This is a genomic window from Inquilinus sp. KBS0705, assembly GCA_005938025.2.
Taxonomy (GTDB): Bacteria; Bacteroidota; Bacteroidia; order Sphingobacteriales; family Sphingobacteriaceae; genus Mucilaginibacter.
Map to the genome: position 1 here is coordinate 262,339 of VCCI02000003.1, position 18,324 is coordinate 280,662.

The window sequence follows — 18,324 nt, forward strand, 5'->3', positions numbered from 1 at the left end:
AGTCAATTTGCAATATGGCTTCAGGAACACTTTTTTTAATACCCGTACCACTTGCCGATGAGGCAGCGGCAAAATCATTTACTCCTTACCTAGTAAATACCATAAATAGTATTAAAGAGTACATAGTAGAAAACGAAAAAACGGCACGGCGGTTTTTAAAGTTGGCAGGGCTTAAAACCCCGCAAAGCGAATTGCTTATACACGATTATGGTAAGCATAACCGCGACGCCGGCCTAAAGGAATTTTTTAAAGGTTTAACCGCTGGCAACGATGTTGGCCTGATGAGCGAAGCCGGTTGCCCCGGCATTGCCGACCCCGGCGCCGATATAGTTGCCGAAGCGCACCGCAGGGGCATAAAGGTGGTACCCTTAGTAGGCCCCAGCTCTATATTGCTGGCGCTGATGGCTTCGGGTTTTAACGGGCAAAGCTTTACGTTTCATGGTTATTTGCCTATCGACAAAATAGAACGCGCCAAACGCATTAAAGAACTGGAGGGCCTTGCCGAAAAAAACAAACAAACCCAGTTGTTTATAGAAACCCCCTTTAGAAACGACAGTATGCTACAGGATATTTTAAAAACATGCAAACCACAAACCCGCCTATGCATTGCCTGCGATATTACCGATACCACCGAGTTTATTAAAACCATGCCCATTGCCGAATGGCAAAAGCAAGTGCCCGATCTGCGTAAGCGGCCCGCTATTTTCTTACTTTTTCATGCCTGATTAGATGATAGCACTGCCTAAACATACCAGTGTTTTAATAGTAGGCGCAGGTCCATCGGGTTTAATGATGGCCGCCCAGTTGCTGCGTTATGGCATACAACCTGTTATTATTGATAGCAAGGCCGGCCCCACCAATCAATCAAAGGCATTGGCAGTGCAGGCGCGCTCTTTAGAGATATACCGGCAAATGGGCGTTATAGACCAGGTATTGGCCGAGGGCAAACCAGCGGAAGGTGCTGCCATTAACCGGCCGGGTAAGCAAATAGCCGCCATACCCTTAAACATTGCCGGAGAAGGCCAAACGCATTTCCCATATGTGCTCATGTTTCCACAGAGTAAGAACGAGCGCCTCTTGCTTGATTATTTAACGGTTAACTGCTGCCCCGTTTACTGGAACACTTCTTTAGAAAGTTTTAAGGATGTAGAAGGTGGTATGCAGGTACAATTAGGTAACGATTCCGAGCATTTTACCATTGATTGTAACTGGATAGTGGGAGCCGATGGTGCCCATAGCGTTGTGCGTAAACAATTGGGCATAGCCTTTAACGGCGATACTTATCAGCATAAATTTTACCTGGCCGATATTACCATAGGTAACAGTTTTAAAGATGATTTTGTGCACCTGTTTTTATCTGATAATGGTTTTGCCGGATTTTTTTTAATGCCGCAAAAAAACACCTTCAGGATAGTAGGTAACCTGCCCGCCCAACTGAATGATAAGGCTAAACCGGAATTGGGTGATGTGTTACCTTGCCTTAACAAAATAACGGGTACCGATATAGAAGTGCTGCAGGTTAACTGGTTTACCACCTACAAACTACACCATCGCATGGCCGAAAAATTTAGCCTGCACCGCTGCTTTTTAATTGGTGATGCCGCGCACATACATTCGCCGGTTGGAGGGCAGGGTATGAACACCGGCCTTCAAGACGCTTACAACCTGGCCTGGAAACTTGCCGGGGTAATAAACGGGCAGTTAAAAGAAAGCATTTTAACCAGCTATGCCAACGAGCGTATGCCGGTAGCCAAAGCGTTGTTAAGCAGTACCGACCGCGTGTTTAACATAGTAACATCGCAAAGCTGGGCCAGTAATTTTTTAAAGAAGTTTGTGCTGCCGCCTGCAATTAACTTTTTATGGAAGGGTAAAGCGTTCAGGTCAAAAATGTTCAGGCAAATATCGCAGATAGGTATCAGCTACCGCGATAGCAAGATCAATTTGCATTTAAGCCAGGCCAACCTTGTTAAAGCTGGCGACCGCCTGCCTTACCTGGAAATATTTGACGAGAAAAAGCAGCAGAAGACCGATATACATGCCTGGTGCGCTAAACCGGGCTTTACCCTTATTACCCTTGGCGAAATTAAAGAAGCTTACCTGTTTACCATCGCTAAATGGATCACACAGAACTACCCGGCAAACCTTAACTTTTTTCATTTACCACCATCGGCTAACAACCAAAACGTTTTTGACGCGTTTGAGGTAAAACCCGGCATGCGCAAAGCGCTCATCGTTCGCCCCGATATGCACATAGGCTATATAAACGACATTGTAGATATTGCCTTATTAGATAACTACATGCAAAATGTAGCAGGCATTATAAAGCAGGGCTAATGTTTTAAGATGCTGTAAGGTAATCTACCCGCGATGCAAAAAGGCTAACATCTAAAGGCTTTACAAAAAGCGCGTCGCACTTATAAGCTTCCTCGCGTGTTTTTTTAGAGCGGTAGGCGGTTACTACTATCAGGGGTGTAGAGTTAAGTTCGGTATCTTGTTTAAAGTCCCTGCAAATTTCGGCACATTCGTTATTTAGTAAAAGGTAATCCAGTATAACCAGGTCGGGTTTAAGTGATTTTGCTTTATCGTAAACGGCATGCGGGTCAAACGTAATATGTACATCAAAGTTACCCAGGTAGCTCATATCGTCTACGGCAGGCAGTATGCGGTTGTCTTTGTCTAATATTAGTATTGTCTTTTTAGGCTTTAAAAAATCCATTGTTAGTTTAATTATAGGGGTTAACAAATTGGTGCAGAAACCCTTTGCATCAGGTTTCAAAACTATCAACGGAAATAATTATCAAATAATATCACATAGTATAGGGCAGTAGCGTAATGCCGCTGTGTCAACGTTTTATTTAACTAAATTTAACTAAAATAGAATGGTAGCAGCAGCAAATTGGGGAACTATCCGTGTATAGTTTCGGCTTTGCCGTAGTTTTGTATCACTTGTGCTTCGTATGCTAAAAAGGCTGCCCAGCGTTTATCTACATCAATTTCTACAGCGTATTTCTTGGCCAGCCTAATAAACATAGCATAATGGGTAGCCTCGCTTATCATCAATTCATGGTAAAACGCCGACAGGGCGGCATCCCCAATATTTTCTGACAGTACTTTAAAGCGTTCGCAGCTGCGGGCCTCTATCATAGCCGAAAAAAGCAGGCGGTCAATTAATTGTGCCTCGCGGCCGCCGCCAATTATGATAAACTTGCGCAATTCATTCACGTAATTGTCTTTACGTTCTTTACCCAGGGTGTAGCCGCGTTGTATAATAATTTCGTGTACCCGTTTAAAGTGGTCCATCTCTTCTTGTACAAGTGCGATCATCTCCTGCACCAGATCGCTCAGGTTTGGGTTTTGTATAATAAGTGTGATGCCGTTGGTAGCCGCTTTTTGTTCGCAGTAGGCATGGTCGGTAAGTAGTTCTTCAATATTGCTTTCTACCACGTTTTTAACCCAAAGCGGGTCGGTAGGTAGTTGTAATTTTAAAATGGTTTTATCGCTCACGATGGCAAAGATAGTGAAGATATTTGATGGGCCTTAATCTTCCGGATTGATGCCGGGGTTATTACTTAAGCTACGGGAATGGTGGTGGATGGTAAGAATATTTACTTGAGCTTCGTTTTCAAAATAAAATATTACATAGTTTCTAAATACAGTTCTTCTGATAAGTTTCTCGTTAACATATTTAAACTCCTGCCCTTTTAAAGGTTGAAATTTTATTGTTTCGCAGTAAGCTTTGATCTTTTGAACTTCGAGACGTGCATACTTAACAGAATCGTAGCTAATGTATTTGAATATAGAAGCTAAATCCTCAATGGCTGTTTTTAAGTAGATTACTTTTATTGCCATTTATTAATTTCTTCATCCAACTGGTCTGAAGTAAGGAATTCGCCGTTAGCTAACTCCTCAAGTGCTTTTTCTACTTTTGCGGTTATAATTATCTGATCGATAAAATCCTCTATAACTATATTCTCAGGAGACTTATTTAGCATTTCCTGGATTCGTTCTTTTCCTATACTTAATGTTCCCATGTTTAAATTTATGAAGAAAATAAACTAAAACCTATTACCTATACAAACTTTTACTCTCAATAAACTTTAAAACAGCATCGGGTACAAAATATTGCACGTTCTTTTTTTCGGAGATGGACTTGCGTATAAAAGTAGCGGATAGCTCCATCTGCGGGGTCATGGTAATGGTAACGGATGGGTGCGATGCCAGTTCGGCATTTTCATAGCCGGGGCGTGGGTAAACGTATATTTGGTGGTCGCGTAGTATCAGCCGGTAATTTTTCCACTTATGCAAGGTTACCAGGTTGTCAGACCCCATTATCAAGGCAAATTCGTGCTGCGGGTATTTTTCCTTTAAAAAGGCGAGGGTATCAATGGTATACGAGGGCTGGGGTAATTTTAGCTCAACATCGCTTACTTCAATATGAGTTGAGTTATCAGTAGCCAGTTTGGCCATTTCCAGGCGGTCGTAAGTGTTTATCAGGTCGCCATACTTTTTTAATGGATTTTGCGGCGATACCACCAGCCAAACTTTATCAAGCGCGGTGTAATTAGCCATGTAGTTGGCAATAATTAAATGCCCTATATGTATGGGATTAAATGAACCGAATAGTAAACCTATTTTCATCAGTTGGTGCCCCTTACTCCCCTAAAGGGAAATTGTTAATGTGGTGAAACCCCTGTTTCAATTGAGTATGTTGAAACACCCCCTTCAGGGGCGGGGGGCTAACTAATAAATCCCCTCACTAAATCTTCCGCCTCTTTGCAAGCCGTTTCAAGATCGTAATTTTTAAGGATAATATCAAATTGCGGCGCGTAATTCAGTTCTTTTTCGGCTTTTGCAAAGCGTTCCTGTAATTTTTCGGCACTATCGGTGCCGCGACCGCTTAAACGCTGCTTTAAAACCTTAAGTGATGGTGGCTGTACAAATATAGCCAGTGCCTGCCCGTCGTACTTGCGTTTAAGGTGAAGGCCGCCCTCTACATCAATATCAAAAATTACGGTTTTGCCTTTTGCCCAAATGCGTTCAATTTCGGTACGCAGGGTGCCGTAAAAGGTGCCTGTATAAACTTCTTCAAACTCAACAAACTGCTTTTTGGCTATGCGGTGGGTAAACTCGGGCAGGCTGATAAAATAATAATCTACACCGTCCTTTTCTTCGCCGCGGGCCGGCCTTGTGGTAGCCGATATAGAAAACTCCAGCTGGGGTATTTTACCAAGCAAGTGATGCACTATAGTAGTTTTGCCTGCGCCGGACGGGGCCGAAAATATGATGAGTTTACCTTCTTTCATTATTGTTGTAAAGTTATAAAGTTGCAATGTTGTAAGGTTGAAGCGCGATTAACATTTCAACTTTACAACATTTCAACCTTACAACACATTAAGTAACTGTTCTTTAATTTTTTCAAGCTCTTCTTTCATGCCTACTACCAGCTTTTGCATAGCGGCATCGTTGGCTTTTGATCCCAGGGTATTTATCTCGCGGCCTATCTCCTGCGATATAAAGCCCAGCTTTTTGCCATTGGCATCGGCATTTTTAAGTGTTTCAATAAAGTAATCGCAATGGCTTTTCAACCTTATCTTTTCTTCGGTGATGTCCAGTTTATCAATGTAATAGATCAGTTCCTGCTCAAAGCGGTTCTTGTCAATACTTTCGGCGCCTACGGCTTCGCTTAAAAACTGGTTAAGGCGTTCGCGTATAACCGGTACACGTTTTGGCTCTTCCACTTCAACCAACTCAAGGTTTTTCAGAATGATGCCTATGCGCATTTTAATATCCTGCTCCAGCACGTTACCCTCGTCGCTGCGAAACTGCTGAAAAGCGGCCATAGCCTGCTGAAAAGTTTTTTCAACCAGTTTCCACTCATCGTCAGATACGGTGTCTTCTTCGTATTTAACCACCTCGGGCAGGCCCAAAGCCAGTTGCAGCAGGTTACCGCCCGGCTCGTTAAGTTCTTCGCTTACGGCTTTAAGCTGATTGTAGTAATGTTTAAGCAATTCACGGTCGATACCGGCGGCTTTTACATTTGAGTTCGCCTGTTCAACGTTTATAGATAGGTTTACCTTTCCGCGGTCTATTAGCTTGCTGCAATCGTTGCGCAGCTGAAACTCTTTTTCCGAAAATATTTTTGGTAAACGCAGCGATAACTCAAGAAACTTACTGTTCAGGGATTTTATCTCAACGGTGTATTTAATGCGCCCCGAGTCGAAGCTTGCAATTCCATACCCTGTCATGGATTTTATCATGCTGCAAAGATAATTATTTTTAACTATTGAGCGTTTAATGGTACGAGATTAGGAACAGCTAAGGCCATAGGCGGTATAATTTAACTGATCTCAACGGCGCATCCTACCGTTAACCACACAACTTTAACATTTTTTCACAATTTTAACCAGATACATTTTTTATGTTTACTGCTTAATATTATGTACTTAAAGCGCACTATTTCTGGCCTGCTTACCTTGCTTTGTTTAATATCTGTTGTTTATGCACAGCAAACTATAAAGGGCACGGTATACCGTAAAATATCCTCAGAGCGGTTATCGCAGGTGTTGGTTACCAACTTACACACTAAAGCCATTATGATGAGTGATGAGTTAGGCGGCTTTACCATAAAGGCTACCATTGGCGATACGCTTGTGTTTGATAAAAATGAATATACACCGCAAAGGCAAATAGTTACCGGTTACGATATGGTGGTGTATATGCAGCCCGAAATTCAGTTGGGTGGTGTAACCATAAAGGGCCAAACCAAAAAGCAGGAACTTAACGAGATAATGAGCGATTACCGCAAGCAGGGCACATTTTACAATGGCAAACCACCAGCGTTATCGTTTTTAACATCGCCTTTAACGGGTATTTACGAGTTATTTGGCAAAACGCCGGGCCGCGCCAAAAAATTTGCGCAATACACTAAAATGGAACTGGAAGCAACTGAGGTTGACCGCCGCTACAATAAATCGTTTGTAAAGCGGGTTACCGGTTTAAACGATAGCACTGTGGTAAAGTTTATGCAATACTACCGCCCCACCTACGACGACCTTAAACTGTGGAACGATTACGACCTAATTAACCACATAAAAAGTCAGTTGGAATATTACCGCAAAAATGGCGAGCAGGCAGATAAGTTAGAGAAATTGTATTAGCAGACAGGTGCTTAAATACCCAATGCCGCGCAGGCTTTTTCGGCAGCCAGTTTTTCGGCGTTCTTCTTGCTGAATTCTTTACCAAGCCCCATTATTTCGCCATCTACGCTGGCTTGTATGCTAAACAGCTTGGCGCTTTCGCCTTCCTGGTTGGTAATCACATCAAAGCTAATGTCTTTACCGTGGCGTTGGCACCATTCTATCAACTTGCTTTTAAAGTTGGTTTCGGTTTGCTCAAGCGTATGGATATCGATGTGCGATTTGATGATATGGTTTACCAAAAAATTGCGGGTAAAATCGTAGCCCTTATCAAGGTAAACAGCGCCTATAAGGGCCTCAAAGGCATCTCCAAGCAACGATCCCTGCCTGCTGGAGTTCATTATCTTGCTGTCAAATTCTATAAGCTTATCAAAGCCCAGCTTGCGGCCAAGCTGGTTTAAATTAACGCGGCTTACAATTTTTGAGCGCAGCTCGGTTAAAAAGCCCTCGTCTTCATAAGGGTATAGTTTAAACAACACTTCGGCCACTACGCTGCCCAGTACAGCATCGCCTAAAAATTCGAGGCGCTCGTTGCTGTTCTTAACGCCTTTTTTTATGTTTTGGGCAACCGATTTATGGCGAAATGCCAACCGGTATAACGACAAATTGCCCGGTACAAAACCGAGCAAATTTTTTAAAACCTTAACATATTTTCTATTAGGCGACAGGTAAAGCTTGTAAAAGCGGCTAATTGGCATCCAATAAAATTAATCCTGGTATTTTTTGAATATAACCGAAGCGTTATGCCCACCAAAACCAAAACCATTGCTTTGCGCTATGTTAACCACACGTTTTTGCGCGGTATTAAACGTAAAGTTGATCTTTGGATCAAAAGTAGGGTCATCAGTAAAGTGGTTGATGGTTGGCGGTATAATATCGTTTTTAAGCGCCAGTATAGACGCGATAGCCTCAACCGCGCCGGCAGCACCAAGTAAATGGCCTGTCATTGATTTGGTTGAGCTAATGTTGATACGATAAGCATGCTCACCAAAGGCATCCTGTATGGCTTTCACTTCCTGCGGGTCACCAATAGGGGTTGATGTACCGTGTACGTTCACATAATCAATATCGGCAGGGGTAAGGCCTGCATCTTCTAAAGCGGCTTTCATTACCAACGATGCACCTAATCCCTCAGGATGCGGGGCCGTCATGTGGTAAGCATCGGCACTCATGCCGCCACCAACCATTTCAGCATAAATTTTAGCACCGCGTTTAAGGGCGTGCTCCAATTCTTCTAAAATAATGGTACCCGCACCTTCGCCGGCCACAAAGCCATCGCGGTCCAAATCAAACGGACGGGATGCAGTAGCAGGGTCATCGTTACGGGTTGACAAGGCGTGCATGGCATTAAAACCACCAATACCTGCTTCGTTTATGATCGCTTCAGACCCACCTGTAATAAACATGTTGGCTTTACCCAGGCGTAAATAGTTAAAAGCATCAATAAGCGAATTGTTTGATGATGCACATGCGGAAACTGTGGTAAAGTTTGGCCCGCGTAAGCCATATTTAATAGATATATGGCCCGGTGCAATGTCGGCTATCATTTTGGGGATAAAAAACGGGTTAAAGCGCGGTACGCCATCGCCTTTGGCAAAGTTTACAACCTCGTCTAAAAACGTTTTTAAACCACCAATACCCGACCCCCAGATAACGCCTATACGGTTAGTATCAAGCTTCTCAAAGTCTAATCCGGCATCTTTAACGGCCTCTTCTGTCGAATATAAAGCATATTGCACAAACGGGTCAAGCTTCCTGGCTTCCTTACGGCCCAAAAAACCTTCCGCGTCAAAATTCTTCACTTCGCAAGCAAACTTGGTTTTGAAGTGGGTTACGTCAAAACTCTTAATTAAGGCAGCGCCGCTTACCCCATTGATCAACGAATCCCAATATTCAGGAACGGTGTTACCAATTGGAGTAAGCGCTCCAAGCCCGGTTACTACAACTCTTTTAAACTCCATTGAACAGTTTTAAAGGAGCTTATTTAACGTTTTTCTCAAGGTAAGCAACAGCTTGACCTACAGTGCCAATGGTTTCTGCCTGATCATCAGGAATAGCAACGTTAAATTCTTTTTCAAACTCCATGATTAATTCCACGGTGTCTAACGAGTCAGCACCAAGATCGTTGGTGAAGCTAGCTTCTGGTGTAACTTCACTTTCGTCAACACCCAGTTTTTCCACGATAATAGCTTTTACTCTTGAAGCGATATCAGACATAGTCTTTATAGTTTAATGATTAATAAAATTTCAGTGCAAAGAAAAATAAATTATGTTAAATATCAAATGTAAACTTTTGCATAATAACTCTGAACAAAATTTTATTGCAAAGGTTTGGATTTGTAAATTTACACGCCGTAAAAGTAATGATTTTGAACAGGAAAATTTTAAAGTTTGAGATCGATTTTGATTTTGTACTTATTGCACTTACTACATCCCTTAAAGATTACCGTATTTGCTACCTTATTAACAAGTATTTAAATTTTAATTTCGTACGCCAGGACGACCTTAAACTGGATATTGGCCTGATGGGTGGCCCGGCACTTTTCTCGTTATATAAACATAGTTGGGAAGCTACCGAAACCGACTTCTATTTCATTGGTAATAAGGGATCTGACGGTTATTTGATACCCGAAATGCGCGAGGTTGATTACTTTATTTTGATAAGAAATTATATAGATGAAGACGACCTGGAACAGCTAATTTCGGCACTAAATAAGATACCCGAAATTGTTGCCGCCGTAAAGATTGAACCGAAAAAAATAAAATCACGCGAAAATCTATTATTTTAGCGGAAATTTAGATGTGTAATTAATACACATTATATATTAGAATACAGCCAGATTTAACCTGAGAATATGAAATTTTATTATAATCGTACTAAGATTGTTGCCACAATGGGTCCGGCATCAGCCAAAAAAGAAGTTTTATTAGCCATGATAAGGGCCGGATTAAACGTTTGCAGGCTTAACTTTTCGCACGGAAAACCCGAAGACCACAAGAAATTTATTGACCTTATACGCGAAATAAACACTGAATATAAAACCAATGTTGGCATTTTAGCCGATTTGCAGGGCCCTAAAATTCGTATTGGCCTGGTAAAAGATGGCGGTATACACCTTATAAATGGTACCCGTATTAACATTACTACCCACGAGTGTATTGGTGACGACAACCAAATATATATTACCTACGAAACCTTCCCGCAGGATGTGCAGGCAAACGAAGTTATTTTGCTTGACGATGGTAAGCTACAGTTAAAGGTTATTGAAACAAACCGCAAAGATACCGTGGTTTGCGAAGTTGTACACGGCGGTATATTAACATCGCGCAAGGGTGTTAATCTGCCAAACACTAAAGTATCTATCCCAAGCTTAACGCCCGAAGACTTAGAAAACCTGCAATATGCCTTAGAATGGGATGTTGATTGGGTGGGCCTTTCGTTTGTGCGTACCGGGCAGGATATCATCGACCTTAAACGCATCATCCGCGAAAGTGGTAAAAGCGCCCGCGTAATTGCCAAGGTTGAAAAACCGGAGGCAATTGACAATATAGACGAAATTATTGCTGCTACTGACGGTGTGATGATAGCCCGTGGCGATTTGGGTGTTGAGTGCCCGCTTGAAGAGGTGCCATTATTACAAAAAATGATTGCCCGCAAATGTCGCGACGCATCAAAACCGGTAATTGTAGCTACACAGATGCTGGAATCGATGATCACTACGCCGCGCCCAACACGCGCCGAGGTGAATGACGTGGCCAACTCGGTGTTAGATGGCGCCGACGCGGTAATGCTAAGCGGCGAAACGTCTGTAGGCGAGTTCCCGGTTATAGTTATAGAGACAATGGCGAAGATTGTGCGTAACGTAGAGGACCTTGGTTATCCGTTTAACGCCAGCAAAGCCGAAAACAAAGATGTAACATCGGCAAGTTATTTAAGCGACGCGCTATGCGGATCGGCAGTGTACCTGGCCGAGCATACCAATGCTACAGGTATAGTATCAATGACTACATCGGGTTACACCGCTTTTGAGATATCAAGCTACAGGCCTAAGGCGGGTACTTATATATTTACATCAAACAAGCAACTGTTAAACGCGCTTAGTTTGGTATGGGGTGTAAGGGCTTTTTATTATGATAAATTAGAAAGTACCGACCAAACCATTACCGATGTAAATACTATCCTGAAAACAGAAGGTTTGATACACGAGGGCGAAGTAATTATAAATACTGCTGCTGTGCCTATTGTAAAACAAGGCAAAACCAACATGATAAAGGTTAGCGTGGTTGAGTAGTGGAGAATAAAGATTAGTGATTGGAGATTAGTTCCCGGTCGTTTCAAAATAAAAAGAGAGGGTTAGGCGATGAGCTTAACCCTCTCTTTTTGTTAAATATGTCATGCTGAGCCTGTCGAAGCATTAATGAATAGGCCTTTAAGCGCGCCCTTCGACAAGCACAGGATGGCCGCCTATTTCTTAATGTTACGATTTGCGGACAAGTCTCGTGTTCGCGCCTAAACACAAACTGACTTCAATTCTCTAATCTCTATCCACTACTTGGCCTTCTCTACATAGCTCTTAGGATCGAGCGCGGTTGGCGACCAGCCTTGAAAAAAATCCATCACCTTTTCTTTACTGTGGCCCTTACCTTCTTCCAGATACGACGAGTTTTGGGTATGCAGGCGGTTGCCTTTACTATCCAACACCACAAACACCGGGAAACCAAAACGCTGTGGGTAACCTAAGTCGGCCAGCAGGGCCTCGTTTTTATTTTCGGGGCTCCAGTTAATATGCAGTACTACGTAATTATCATTCAGGTATTTATTCAGGTCGGCATCTTTGGTTACCAAATCGTTAAAACGCAGGCACCATATGCACCAGTTACCGCCTATTTGCAGCAATATATTTTTATGCTGCGCCTGTGCGGTTTTTACGGCTGCGGCAATATCGGCCTTAGCATCGGCAGCAGGGTTGTACAATTTTGGCCCATCGGTTTTCGGGGCCTCCTGCGCTTTCGCGCTAAATGATAGGGCAACTACAGCAGCAACAAATAATAATTTTTTCATTAGCAATAATATTAATAAGCTAAATATAGGGGTTATTATGTTATGCTAACAAACTGCATTGTGTATATTTAATGCATGAAAAAGTGGTTTATTGTATCTTTATTGGCACTGGTTGTATGTAATGTAAAAGCGCAATCTGTTATAGCAGAAAAAGATTGGACTGAATTGATAGGCAATCTTACCAAAGAACAATGGCAACAAGCCAACAAGCTATCAGAGGCTTATTTAAAGAAAATTCCCGTTGAAGCAATTGAAGATACCGAGGCAAGTGTATTAAGATATATGTATATATTATCTACATCTGGGTTAATGAATACACGAAAATTTTCTAAAGAAGAGGGTTTAAAAAAGGTGGCAATGTTTAAAGGCCATAAAATCGTTCTCCCTTCGCATCCAATCACATTAAAAACAGGGTTTAATAGTGTTCAGTTAGTTGATAGTAAACCAGACAGCTTAATGATTACTGCTACTAATTTAAAAGCAACTGAAATATATAGTTTTGAATACATTATCCCTAAAAAGCCTATGACTTTAGAAGAGTTTAAAAATGCAGAAGGCAAAATGTGCAGAGTAGAAGGGCTACTTCAATCAATAAAAGTAGAAGGGAGTATCTTCCCCAGATTTAAAATATTTATTGACGATGCATACTTAATTATAGAGTAACCGCCTATTCAGATATTTTTATATCGTACTTACCCAGCAAACCCGGCAAGCCGTGCAGCGAGAAGTGGGCCTTTTTTATTACGTTATCGTCCGGGTCTATATTAAAGTTGTAGGAGCTGCGCAGGTCGGCACCTTTTAAAATGGTGCGGTTAAAAAACGCGCGGTTTAAATTGCAGCTGACGAATTTGGCTTCTGTAAGGTCGGCCTCGGTCAAATCCGTTTCTATCATCGAGCAATCTGTAAATACGCCCTTTTTGTTCTTTTTTTTATAAAAGATGGCATTATCTAAAATGCAGCCCTCAAAATGCACCTCGAACAAAAAATCGTGGCTTTTGCTAAAATTTACACCGCTTAACTTGCACTGCTTAAAGTTAACGTTTTGCCAGCCGGTATTACTTACCTGGGCCAGGTGCAGGTTACAATCTTTAAAAACACAATCAATAAAAACGATACCATCCAAATAAGCATTGCTTAAATCGCAGCCAATAAACCGGCAATGGTCATAAGTAAGGTTAGCACACTTAATTTGATCGGCGGTAACCTTAGTAAAGGTTTGGTCTTCGATATGGGATTGCATGGCGGCAAAGATAAAAAATTAAATATATCACCATGCCTCACCGCGCGTCATTGCGAAGAATGAAGCAATCTCCCTGATAGAGATATCTGGTAGGCATAGTTCTGAGATTGCTTCTCTGTTAGCCAACAGATCGCAATGACGGATAGAAAAAAGTTTCACTACATATTCCTCCTGTACTGCCCGCCAACCTCGTATAGTGCATGGCTTATTTGCCCCAGCGAGCAATATTTACAGGCCTCCATCAGACTGTCGAAAATGTTATCGCCGGCTATGGCTTTTTGCTGTAGTTGCTTTAATAGTTCAGGTGTGTGTCGCTGATTCCGTTGCTGAAACAGGTGTAGGGCCGCTATCTGGAATTGCTTTTCTTCTTCGGTAGCGCGTATCACTTCGGATGGGGTAATCGTAGGCGATCCTTTTTTGTTAAGGAAGGTATTTACCCCAATAATAGGATATTCGCCGGTATGTTTCAGCGTTTCGTAATACAACGATTCCTCCTGTATCTTGCTGCGCTGATACATCGTTTCCATGGCACCTAAAACGCCGCCGCGGTCGTTAATGGCCTTAAACTCGGTGAGTACGGCTTGCTCTACCAGGTCGGTGAGTTCTTCTATAATAAAAGCACCCTGTATGGGGTTTTCGTTTTTGGCAAGGCCCAGTTCGCGGTTAATGATGAGCTGTATGGCCATGGCCCTGCGTACCGACTCCTCGGTAGGGGTGGTGATAGCTTCGTCGTATGCGTTGGTGTGCAACGAATTGCAGTTATCGTAAATGGCATATAAAGCCTGCAATGTGGTACGGATATCGTTAAAGTCGATCTCCTGCGCGTGCAACGAGCGCCCGCTGGTTTGTATATGGTATTTAAGCTTCTGTGAGCGATCGTTTCCCTTGTACTTATTCTTGATAGCCTTGGCCCATATGCGTCGTGCTACGCGGCCTATAACGCTATATTCAGGGTCGATGCCGTTGCTGAAGAAGAAGGAAAGGTTTGGTGCAAAGTCATCAATGTGCATACCCCGACTTAGATAATATTCCACGTAAGTAAAACCATTGCTTAACGTAAAGGCCAACTGCGTAATGGGGTTGGCACCGGCCTCGGCGATATGGTAGCCGGAGATAGACACCGAATAAAAATTACGCACCTTTTTATCGATAAAATACTGCTGAATATCGCCCATCATGCGCAGGGCAAACTCGGTGCTGAAAATGCAGGTGTTTTGCGCCTGGTCCTCTTTTAAAATATCGGCCTGTACCGTACCGCGAACGGTGGCTATTGCGTAGGCTTTTATCTTTTCGTAAACATCCGCAGGTAAAACCTGATCGCCGGTTAGGCCAAGGAGCATAAGACCGAGGCCATTGTTACCGGGGGGGAGAGCAGCCTCACCTAAATCCTCTCCAAAGGAGAGGATTTTCCTGTTATCTGTTTTTTCACCTCCCTCTCCTTTGGAGAGGGCCGGGGTGAGGCTCCTGTCAGGTTGGTTAAATAACCGATGTTTTATAGCCTTAACTACTTGTTGTGGATTTCTTAATACTTCGTCGTTTGTAAAACGGATAACGTCAAAGCCTTCCCGGTTTAAAACATTGGTTCTTGTTTCATCTTCCTCAGTTGTGAGCATATGGTAACCGCCGTCTACCTCAATAACCAGGCCTTTTAGCAAACAAACAAAATCGGCTATATAGCCATCTATGGCATGTTGCCTTCTTATTTTATAGCCCGTTTGGCTGTTTCTTAAAAGTTGCCACAATACATTTTCCGCTTCAGTTTGATTTTTTCTGTTATCTCTTGAATTGGCTTTTAGTACTTCCCATATTTTAGTGTCAGCAGTGTAATAGCCTATTTTTTTGGCCTCACCTAAATCCTCTCCAAAGGAGAGGACTTTCCTGTCAGAGAGGTTTTCACCCCCCTCTCCTTTGGAGAGGGCCGGGGTGAGGCTTTGATACCGCGGCCGCTTTAGCCCTTTCTCATCATAAACCCTTCTATAAGCAGCCTCTACCAAATGTTGCAGCTTATTTTCGGTGATGTGTTTTTCGCATTGCTGGTCTATGGCGGCATTCATAAAAAAGCCCAACAGCATTGGTGCAGGGCCGTTAATGGTCATGCTGACAGAGGTGCTGGCGTGACAAAGATCAAAACCGGAATACAACTTTTTGGCATCATCCAGTGTGGCGATGCTAACGCCCGAGTTGCCTATTTTGCCGTAGATGTCGGGCCGTGTGTTCGGGTCCTCGCCATACAGGGTAACCGAATCAAACGCGGTAGACAACCTGTGCGCCGGCTGGCCGAGCGATACATAATGGAAACGCTTATTGGTGCGTTCGGGGCCGCCCTCGCCGGCAAACATACGGGTAGGGTCCTCACCCTCGCGCTTTAGCGGGAATACCCCCGCAGCGTAAGGGAACTCGCCCGGTACATTCTCTGTAAGCAGCCATCTTAATACATCGCCCCAGGCCTCGTATTTGGGCAGGGATATTTTAGGCACCTTTAATTGCGATAACGAGGTATAATACAAAGGTTGTTTTATCTCTTTATCCCTCACCTTGTATATAAAATCATCGGCCTTGTATCTGGCAACCGTTTCGGGCCACTCTTTTAACAAACGTTTGCAATCGGGGTGCAGGTGGTTCTCTAAATGGTTATAAATATCCTGTAGAGACGCGATACTTCGCGTCTTTTCCTTTGCATCGGTTGCCTGCAAGTTGGGAGACGCAATGTATTGCGTCTCTACGGTCAGGAGGTCCATCGTCCCCCTCACATTAAACATTTGCTGGGCGATTTTACACTGCTCATCTACCCAGGTGGTGTAGGCCTGGCTGCTTTCGGCAATTTCGGCCAGGTAGCGTATCCTGTCAGGCGGGATGATGTATATCTTCTCCGATTCTCCTTCTTGTTTATTGATTCTTGCCTCTTGATTCTTTAAAAGATCTACCCCCGTCTTCTCCTTCACGGTTTTCATAATGGCAGCGAAAAGCGTATTCATACCCGGGTCGTTAAATTGCGAGGCCATGGTACCGTAAACGGGCAGATCATCATCGGCGGCGTTAAACAGCATATGGTTGCGCTTATATTGCTTGCGCACATCGCGGATGGCATCAAGCGCGCCGCGTTTATCAAACTTATTAAGGGCCACCAGGTCGGCAAAGTCAAGCATGTCTATCTTTTCCAACTGGGTGGCGGCACCGAACTCGGGGGTCATTACGTAAAGCGATACATCGCAGTAATCTGTTATCATCGTGTCCGACTGCCCTATGCCGCTGGTTTCTACTATCACCATATCGTACCCGGCGGCTTTGCAAATATCAATGGCTTCCTGCACGTGCTTGCTCAAAGCCAAATTGGCCTGCCGCGTAGCCAGCGAACGCATATACACCCGCGGACTATTTATGGCATTCATGCGGATACGGTCGCCTAATAAGGCGCCACCTGTTTTGCGCTTGCTGGGGTCGACAGAGATTATGGCCAGCGTTTTATCCGTCTCCATCAAAAACCGGCGCACAAACTCATCTACCAAGCTCGATTTACCCGAACCGCCCGTGCCGGTTATACCTAATGTTGGGGTGGTAATAGTAGCAGTGGCGGTTGCAGTAGTAGCTGGCAGTTTAGCGGGGTTGCCCAGTTCGGCAGCGGTTATTAGCCTGGCTATCGATTTGGCGTCTGCCACTGCTCCTGCCACTGCCACCGGGGTGAGGTTATCACAAGCCTGCATCATATCGTTTATCATCCCTTGCAGGCCCATGGTGCGGCCATCATCGGGCGAGTAAATACGGCTGATGCCATAGGCGTGCAGCTCGGCAATTTCGTGCGGCAGAAACACCCCGCCGCCGCCGCCGAATATTTTGATATGCCCCGCGCCGCGTTCGGCAAGCAGGTCGTGCATGTATTTAAAGTACTCTACGTGGCCGCCCTGGTAACTGGTAAGGGCAATGCCCTGCACATCCTCTTGTATGGCACAGTTTACCACCTCGTCAACACTACGGTTATGGCCCAGGTGTATCACCTCGGCACCGGTGCTTTGCAGTATGCGGCGCATAATGTTGATGGTAGCGTCGTGCCCGTCGAACAGACTGGCGGCGGTTACAAAGCGTATTTTATGAGTGCTTTTATACGGGGCGATGCTTTCCATGCAGGTAGTGTAATTGGTTGCATGGCAAATATAGTTAACAAAACTATGCTTGCATAGTTTAAGGTTAAAGGAAAAAGGCGAAAGGTAAAAGGTAGCTGCCTTGCATCAAATTCCCTCCCTGGGGAGGGTAGGGAGGGGTTATTCGCCATGTAATAACAACGCTGCAATAATAAAGCCGTCATTGCGAGGTACGAAGCAATCTCCAAATTGGACAGGGAACAAATTATATATTCAAACGAGTTTTCGCCCGCTCATTGCCGCGGGAGGGCTACTTCTTTTGTCTTGAAACAAAAGAAGCAAAAATTCAAGTCAGCGCGATGCTTCCTGCGCTCCCTGCCGGTTCTTCACGCTTTTTTGTCGATTGTTCGCTTTGCTCCAATCCATCCAAAAAAGCTAAACCGACATTCCCGCCATACACCCGGCCCGCGCGCGCTGACAGTAAGGCCCGCGCTCTTTTTGATTTCGCAACTCCCCGTCAGCAAAGCAGCTTCGGGCGAAAGCGGGTAAAACAATGATGGCCTTGTGCGGAGGCAAGGGCATAGGAAATTTTGCTGAAGCCATAGGAATGCGCGAGCGAAGCAGGGCAAAAGATTCCAGCCCGTGGTTTTGCCCGTTTGGCAGGGCAAAGGCCCAGTGCGGCAAAGAAGCCTTTTTGCTGATTGATTTTTTGGTTCTTTTTGATCAAGCAAAAAGTAATGGGCCTCCGCG

Annotated in this window: 19 protein-coding genes and 3 pseudogenes; 6 read left to right on the top strand and 16 right to left on the bottom strand. The window is 44.0% G+C overall.

What is annotated here, in order from left to right; all coding sequences use genetic code 11:
• The first annotated feature begins 14 nt into the window (after positions 1 to 14).
• Positions 15 to 725, top strand: a complete 711-nt coding sequence (locus FFF34_015410) for an SAM-dependent methyltransferase (protein TSD63952.1) — start codon at positions 15 to 17, stop codon at positions 723 to 725.
• Between the two features lie 4 nt (positions 726 to 729).
• Complete coding sequence (locus FFF34_015415) at positions 730 to 2,334, top strand: hypothetical protein (GenBank protein ID TSD63953.1); 1,605 nt, start codon at positions 730 to 732, stop codon at positions 2,332 to 2,334.
• Between the two features lie 4 nt (positions 2,335 to 2,338).
• Here the strand turns inward: FFF34_015415 and FFF34_015420 are convergent, their stop codons facing one another.
• The 7 genes from FFF34_015420 to FFF34_015450 all read right to left on the bottom strand — a co-directional run bounded on the left by FFF34_015420 (position 2,339) and on the right by FFF34_015450 (position 6,245).
• A complete protein-coding gene (locus tag FFF34_015420) occupies positions 2,339 to 2,716 on the bottom strand; it encodes a response regulator (protein ID TSD63954.1) in 378 nt (125 codons plus the stop codon).
• Positions 2,717 to 2,904: 188 nt separating this feature from the next.
• Positions 2,905 to 3,504: a tRNA-(ms[2]io[6]A)-hydroxylase gene (locus FFF34_015425; protein ID TSD63955.1), complete on the bottom strand. Its 600-nt coding sequence runs from the start codon at positions 3,502 to 3,504 to the stop codon at positions 2,905 to 2,907.
• A gap of 33 nt (positions 3,505 to 3,537) precedes the next feature.
• Positions 3,538 to 3,849, bottom strand: a complete 312-nt coding sequence (locus FFF34_015430; protein TSD63956.1) for a type II toxin-antitoxin system RelE/ParE family toxin — start codon at positions 3,847 to 3,849, stop codon at positions 3,538 to 3,540.
• Positions 3,840 to 4,031, bottom strand: a complete 192-nt coding sequence (locus tag FFF34_015435; GenBank protein ID TSD63957.1) for a hypothetical protein — start codon at positions 4,029 to 4,031, stop codon at positions 3,840 to 3,842. The genes FFF34_015430 and FFF34_015435 overlap by 10 nt, the downstream gene beginning before the upstream one ends.
• 34 nt (positions 4,032 to 4,065) lie before the next feature.
• Positions 4,066 to 4,638, bottom strand: coding sequence for a nicotinate-nucleotide adenylyltransferase (locus FFF34_015440; protein TSD63958.1), 573 nt, complete (start codon positions 4,636 to 4,638; stop codon positions 4,066 to 4,068).
• Between the two features lie 98 nt (positions 4,639 to 4,736).
• A complete protein-coding gene (locus FFF34_015445) occupies positions 4,737 to 5,303 on the bottom strand; it encodes a guanylate kinase (protein ID TSD63959.1) in 567 nt (188 codons plus the stop codon).
• 78 nt (positions 5,304 to 5,381) lie between these two features.
• Positions 5,382 to 6,245: a YicC family protein gene (locus tag FFF34_015450; protein ID TSD64177.1), complete on the bottom strand. Its 864-nt coding sequence runs from the start codon at positions 6,243 to 6,245 to the stop codon at positions 5,382 to 5,384.
• Between the two features lie 192 nt (positions 6,246 to 6,437).
• Between FFF34_015450 and FFF34_015455 the strand changes: the two genes are divergently transcribed.
• Positions 6,438 to 7,157: a hypothetical protein gene (locus FFF34_015455; protein TSD63960.1), complete on the top strand. Its 720-nt coding sequence runs from the start codon at positions 6,438 to 6,440 to the stop codon at positions 7,155 to 7,157.
• Between the two features lie 11 nt (positions 7,158 to 7,168).
• On the opposite strand, the gene rnc is transcribed toward FFF34_015455, so the two are convergent.
• From rnc to FFF34_015470, 3 genes are read right to left on the bottom strand one after another with little or no spacing between them, the layout of a single operon-like run.
• Positions 7,169 to 7,894, bottom strand: a complete 726-nt coding sequence (rnc, locus tag FFF34_015460) for a ribonuclease III (GenBank protein ID TSD63961.1) — start codon at positions 7,892 to 7,894, stop codon at positions 7,169 to 7,171.
• A 9-nt stretch (positions 7,895 to 7,903) separates the two neighbouring features.
• Positions 7,904 to 9,157, bottom strand: a complete 1,254-nt coding sequence (fabF, locus tag FFF34_015465) for a beta-ketoacyl-ACP synthase II (GenBank protein ID TSD63962.1) — start codon at positions 9,155 to 9,157, stop codon at positions 7,904 to 7,906.
• 19 nt (positions 9,158 to 9,176) lie between these two features.
• Positions 9,177 to 9,413 (bottom strand): acyl carrier protein, encoded by a 237-nt coding sequence (locus FFF34_015470; GenBank protein TSD63963.1) that lies wholly within the window; start codon positions 9,411 to 9,413, stop codon positions 9,177 to 9,179.
• Between the two features lie 152 nt (positions 9,414 to 9,565).
• Between FFF34_015470 and FFF34_015475 the strand changes: the two genes are divergently transcribed.
• Positions 9,566 to 9,985, top strand: a complete 420-nt coding sequence (locus FFF34_015475) for an IPExxxVDY family protein (GenBank protein ID TSD63964.1) — start codon at positions 9,566 to 9,568, stop codon at positions 9,983 to 9,985.
• 66 nt (positions 9,986 to 10,051) lie between these two features.
• A complete protein-coding gene (gene pyk, locus FFF34_015480; protein ID TSD63965.1) occupies positions 10,052 to 11,488 on the top strand; it encodes a pyruvate kinase in 1,437 nt (478 codons plus the stop codon).
• Positions 11,489 to 11,745: 257 nt separating this feature from the next.
• Here pyk and FFF34_015485 read toward each other — a convergent pair whose 3' ends face one another.
• On the bottom strand, positions 11,746 to 12,258 hold the full coding sequence (locus tag FFF34_015485) for a thioredoxin family protein (protein TSD63966.1): 513 nt from the start codon (positions 12,256 to 12,258) through the stop codon (positions 11,746 to 11,748).
• Between the two features lie 75 nt (positions 12,259 to 12,333).
• Here FFF34_015485 and FFF34_015490 point away from each other — a divergent pair, with 75 nt between their 5' ends.
• On the top strand, positions 12,334 to 12,921 hold the full coding sequence (locus FFF34_015490) for a hypothetical protein (GenBank protein ID TSD63967.1): 588 nt from the start codon (positions 12,334 to 12,336) through the stop codon (positions 12,919 to 12,921).
• Positions 12,922 to 12,925: 4 nt separating this feature from the next.
• On the opposite strand, the gene FFF34_015495 is transcribed toward FFF34_015490, so the two are convergent.
• The 5 genes and pseudogenes from FFF34_015495 to FFF34_015515 all read right to left on the bottom strand — a co-directional run bounded on the left by FFF34_015495 (position 12,926) and on the right by FFF34_015515 (position 18,301).
• Positions 12,926 to 13,498, bottom strand: a complete 573-nt coding sequence (locus tag FFF34_015495) for a pentapeptide repeat-containing protein (GenBank protein TSD63968.1) — start codon at positions 13,496 to 13,498, stop codon at positions 12,926 to 12,928.
• 158 nt (positions 13,499 to 13,656) lie between these two features.
• Positions 13,657 to 14,868, bottom strand: a pseudogene (locus tag FFF34_015500) (methylmalonyl-CoA mutase).
• 111 nt (positions 14,869 to 14,979) lie between these two features.
• Positions 14,980 to 15,333 (bottom strand): annotated as a pseudogene (locus tag FFF34_015505) (endonuclease domain-containing protein).
• 99 nt (positions 15,334 to 15,432) lie between these two features.
• Positions 15,433 to 17,616 (bottom strand): annotated as a pseudogene (locus FFF34_015510) (methylmalonyl-CoA mutase family protein).
• Positions 17,617 to 18,091: 475 nt separating this feature from the next.
• Entirely contained in the window at positions 18,092 to 18,301 is a 210-nt protein-coding gene (locus tag FFF34_015515) for a hypothetical protein (protein TSD63969.1), read from the bottom strand.
• Positions 18,302 to 18,324: the final 23 nt, after the last annotated feature.

Excerpts from the sequence above, each read along its gene's own strand:
- FFF34_015410 (TSD63952.1), top strand. The coding sequence starts at position 15 with ATGGCTTCAGGAACACTTTTTTTAATACCCGTACCACTTGCCGATGAG.
- FFF34_015415 (TSD63953.1), top strand. The coding sequence starts at position 730 with ATGATAGCACTGCCTAAACATACCAGTGTTTTAATAGTAGGCGCAGGT.
- FFF34_015420 (TSD63954.1), bottom strand. The coding sequence starts at position 2,716 with ATGGATTTTTTAAAGCCTAAAAAGACAATACTAATATTAGACAAAGAC.
- FFF34_015430 (TSD63956.1), bottom strand. The coding sequence starts at position 3,849 with ATGGCAATAAAAGTAATCTACTTAAAAACAGCCATTGAGGATTTAGCT.
- FFF34_015435 (TSD63957.1), bottom strand. The coding sequence starts at position 4,031 with ATGGGAACATTAAGTATAGGAAAAGAACGAATCCAGGAAATGCTAAAT.
- FFF34_015440 (TSD63958.1), bottom strand. The coding sequence starts at position 4,638 with ATGAAAATAGGTTTACTATTCGGTTCATTTAATCCCATACATATAGGG.
- FFF34_015445 (TSD63959.1), bottom strand. The coding sequence starts at position 5,303 with ATGAAAGAAGGTAAACTCATCATATTTTCGGCCCCGTCCGGCGCAGGC.
- FFF34_015450 (TSD64177.1), bottom strand. The coding sequence starts at position 6,245 with ATGACAGGGTATGGAATTGCAAGCTTCGACTCGGGGCGCATTAAATAC.
- FFF34_015455 (TSD63960.1), top strand. The coding sequence starts at position 6,438 with ATGTACTTAAAGCGCACTATTTCTGGCCTGCTTACCTTGCTTTGTTTA.
- rnc (TSD63961.1), bottom strand. The coding sequence starts at position 7,894 with ATGCCAATTAGCCGCTTTTACAAGCTTTACCTGTCGCCTAATAGAAAA.
- fabF (TSD63962.1), bottom strand. The coding sequence starts at position 9,157 with ATGGAGTTTAAAAGAGTTGTAGTAACCGGGCTTGGAGCGCTTACTCCA.
- FFF34_015470 (TSD63963.1), bottom strand. The coding sequence starts at position 9,413 with ATGTCTGATATCGCTTCAAGAGTAAAAGCTATTATCGTGGAAAAACTG.
- pyk (TSD63965.1), top strand. The coding sequence starts at position 10,052 with ATGAAATTTTATTATAATCGTACTAAGATTGTTGCCACAATGGGTCCG.
- FFF34_015485 (TSD63966.1), bottom strand. The coding sequence starts at position 12,258 with ATGAAAAAATTATTATTTGTTGCTGCTGTAGTTGCCCTATCATTTAGC.
- FFF34_015490 (TSD63967.1), top strand. The coding sequence starts at position 12,334 with ATGAAAAAGTGGTTTATTGTATCTTTATTGGCACTGGTTGTATGTAAT.
- FFF34_015495 (TSD63968.1), bottom strand. The coding sequence starts at position 13,498 with ATGCAATCCCATATCGAAGACCAAACCTTTACTAAGGTTACCGCCGAT.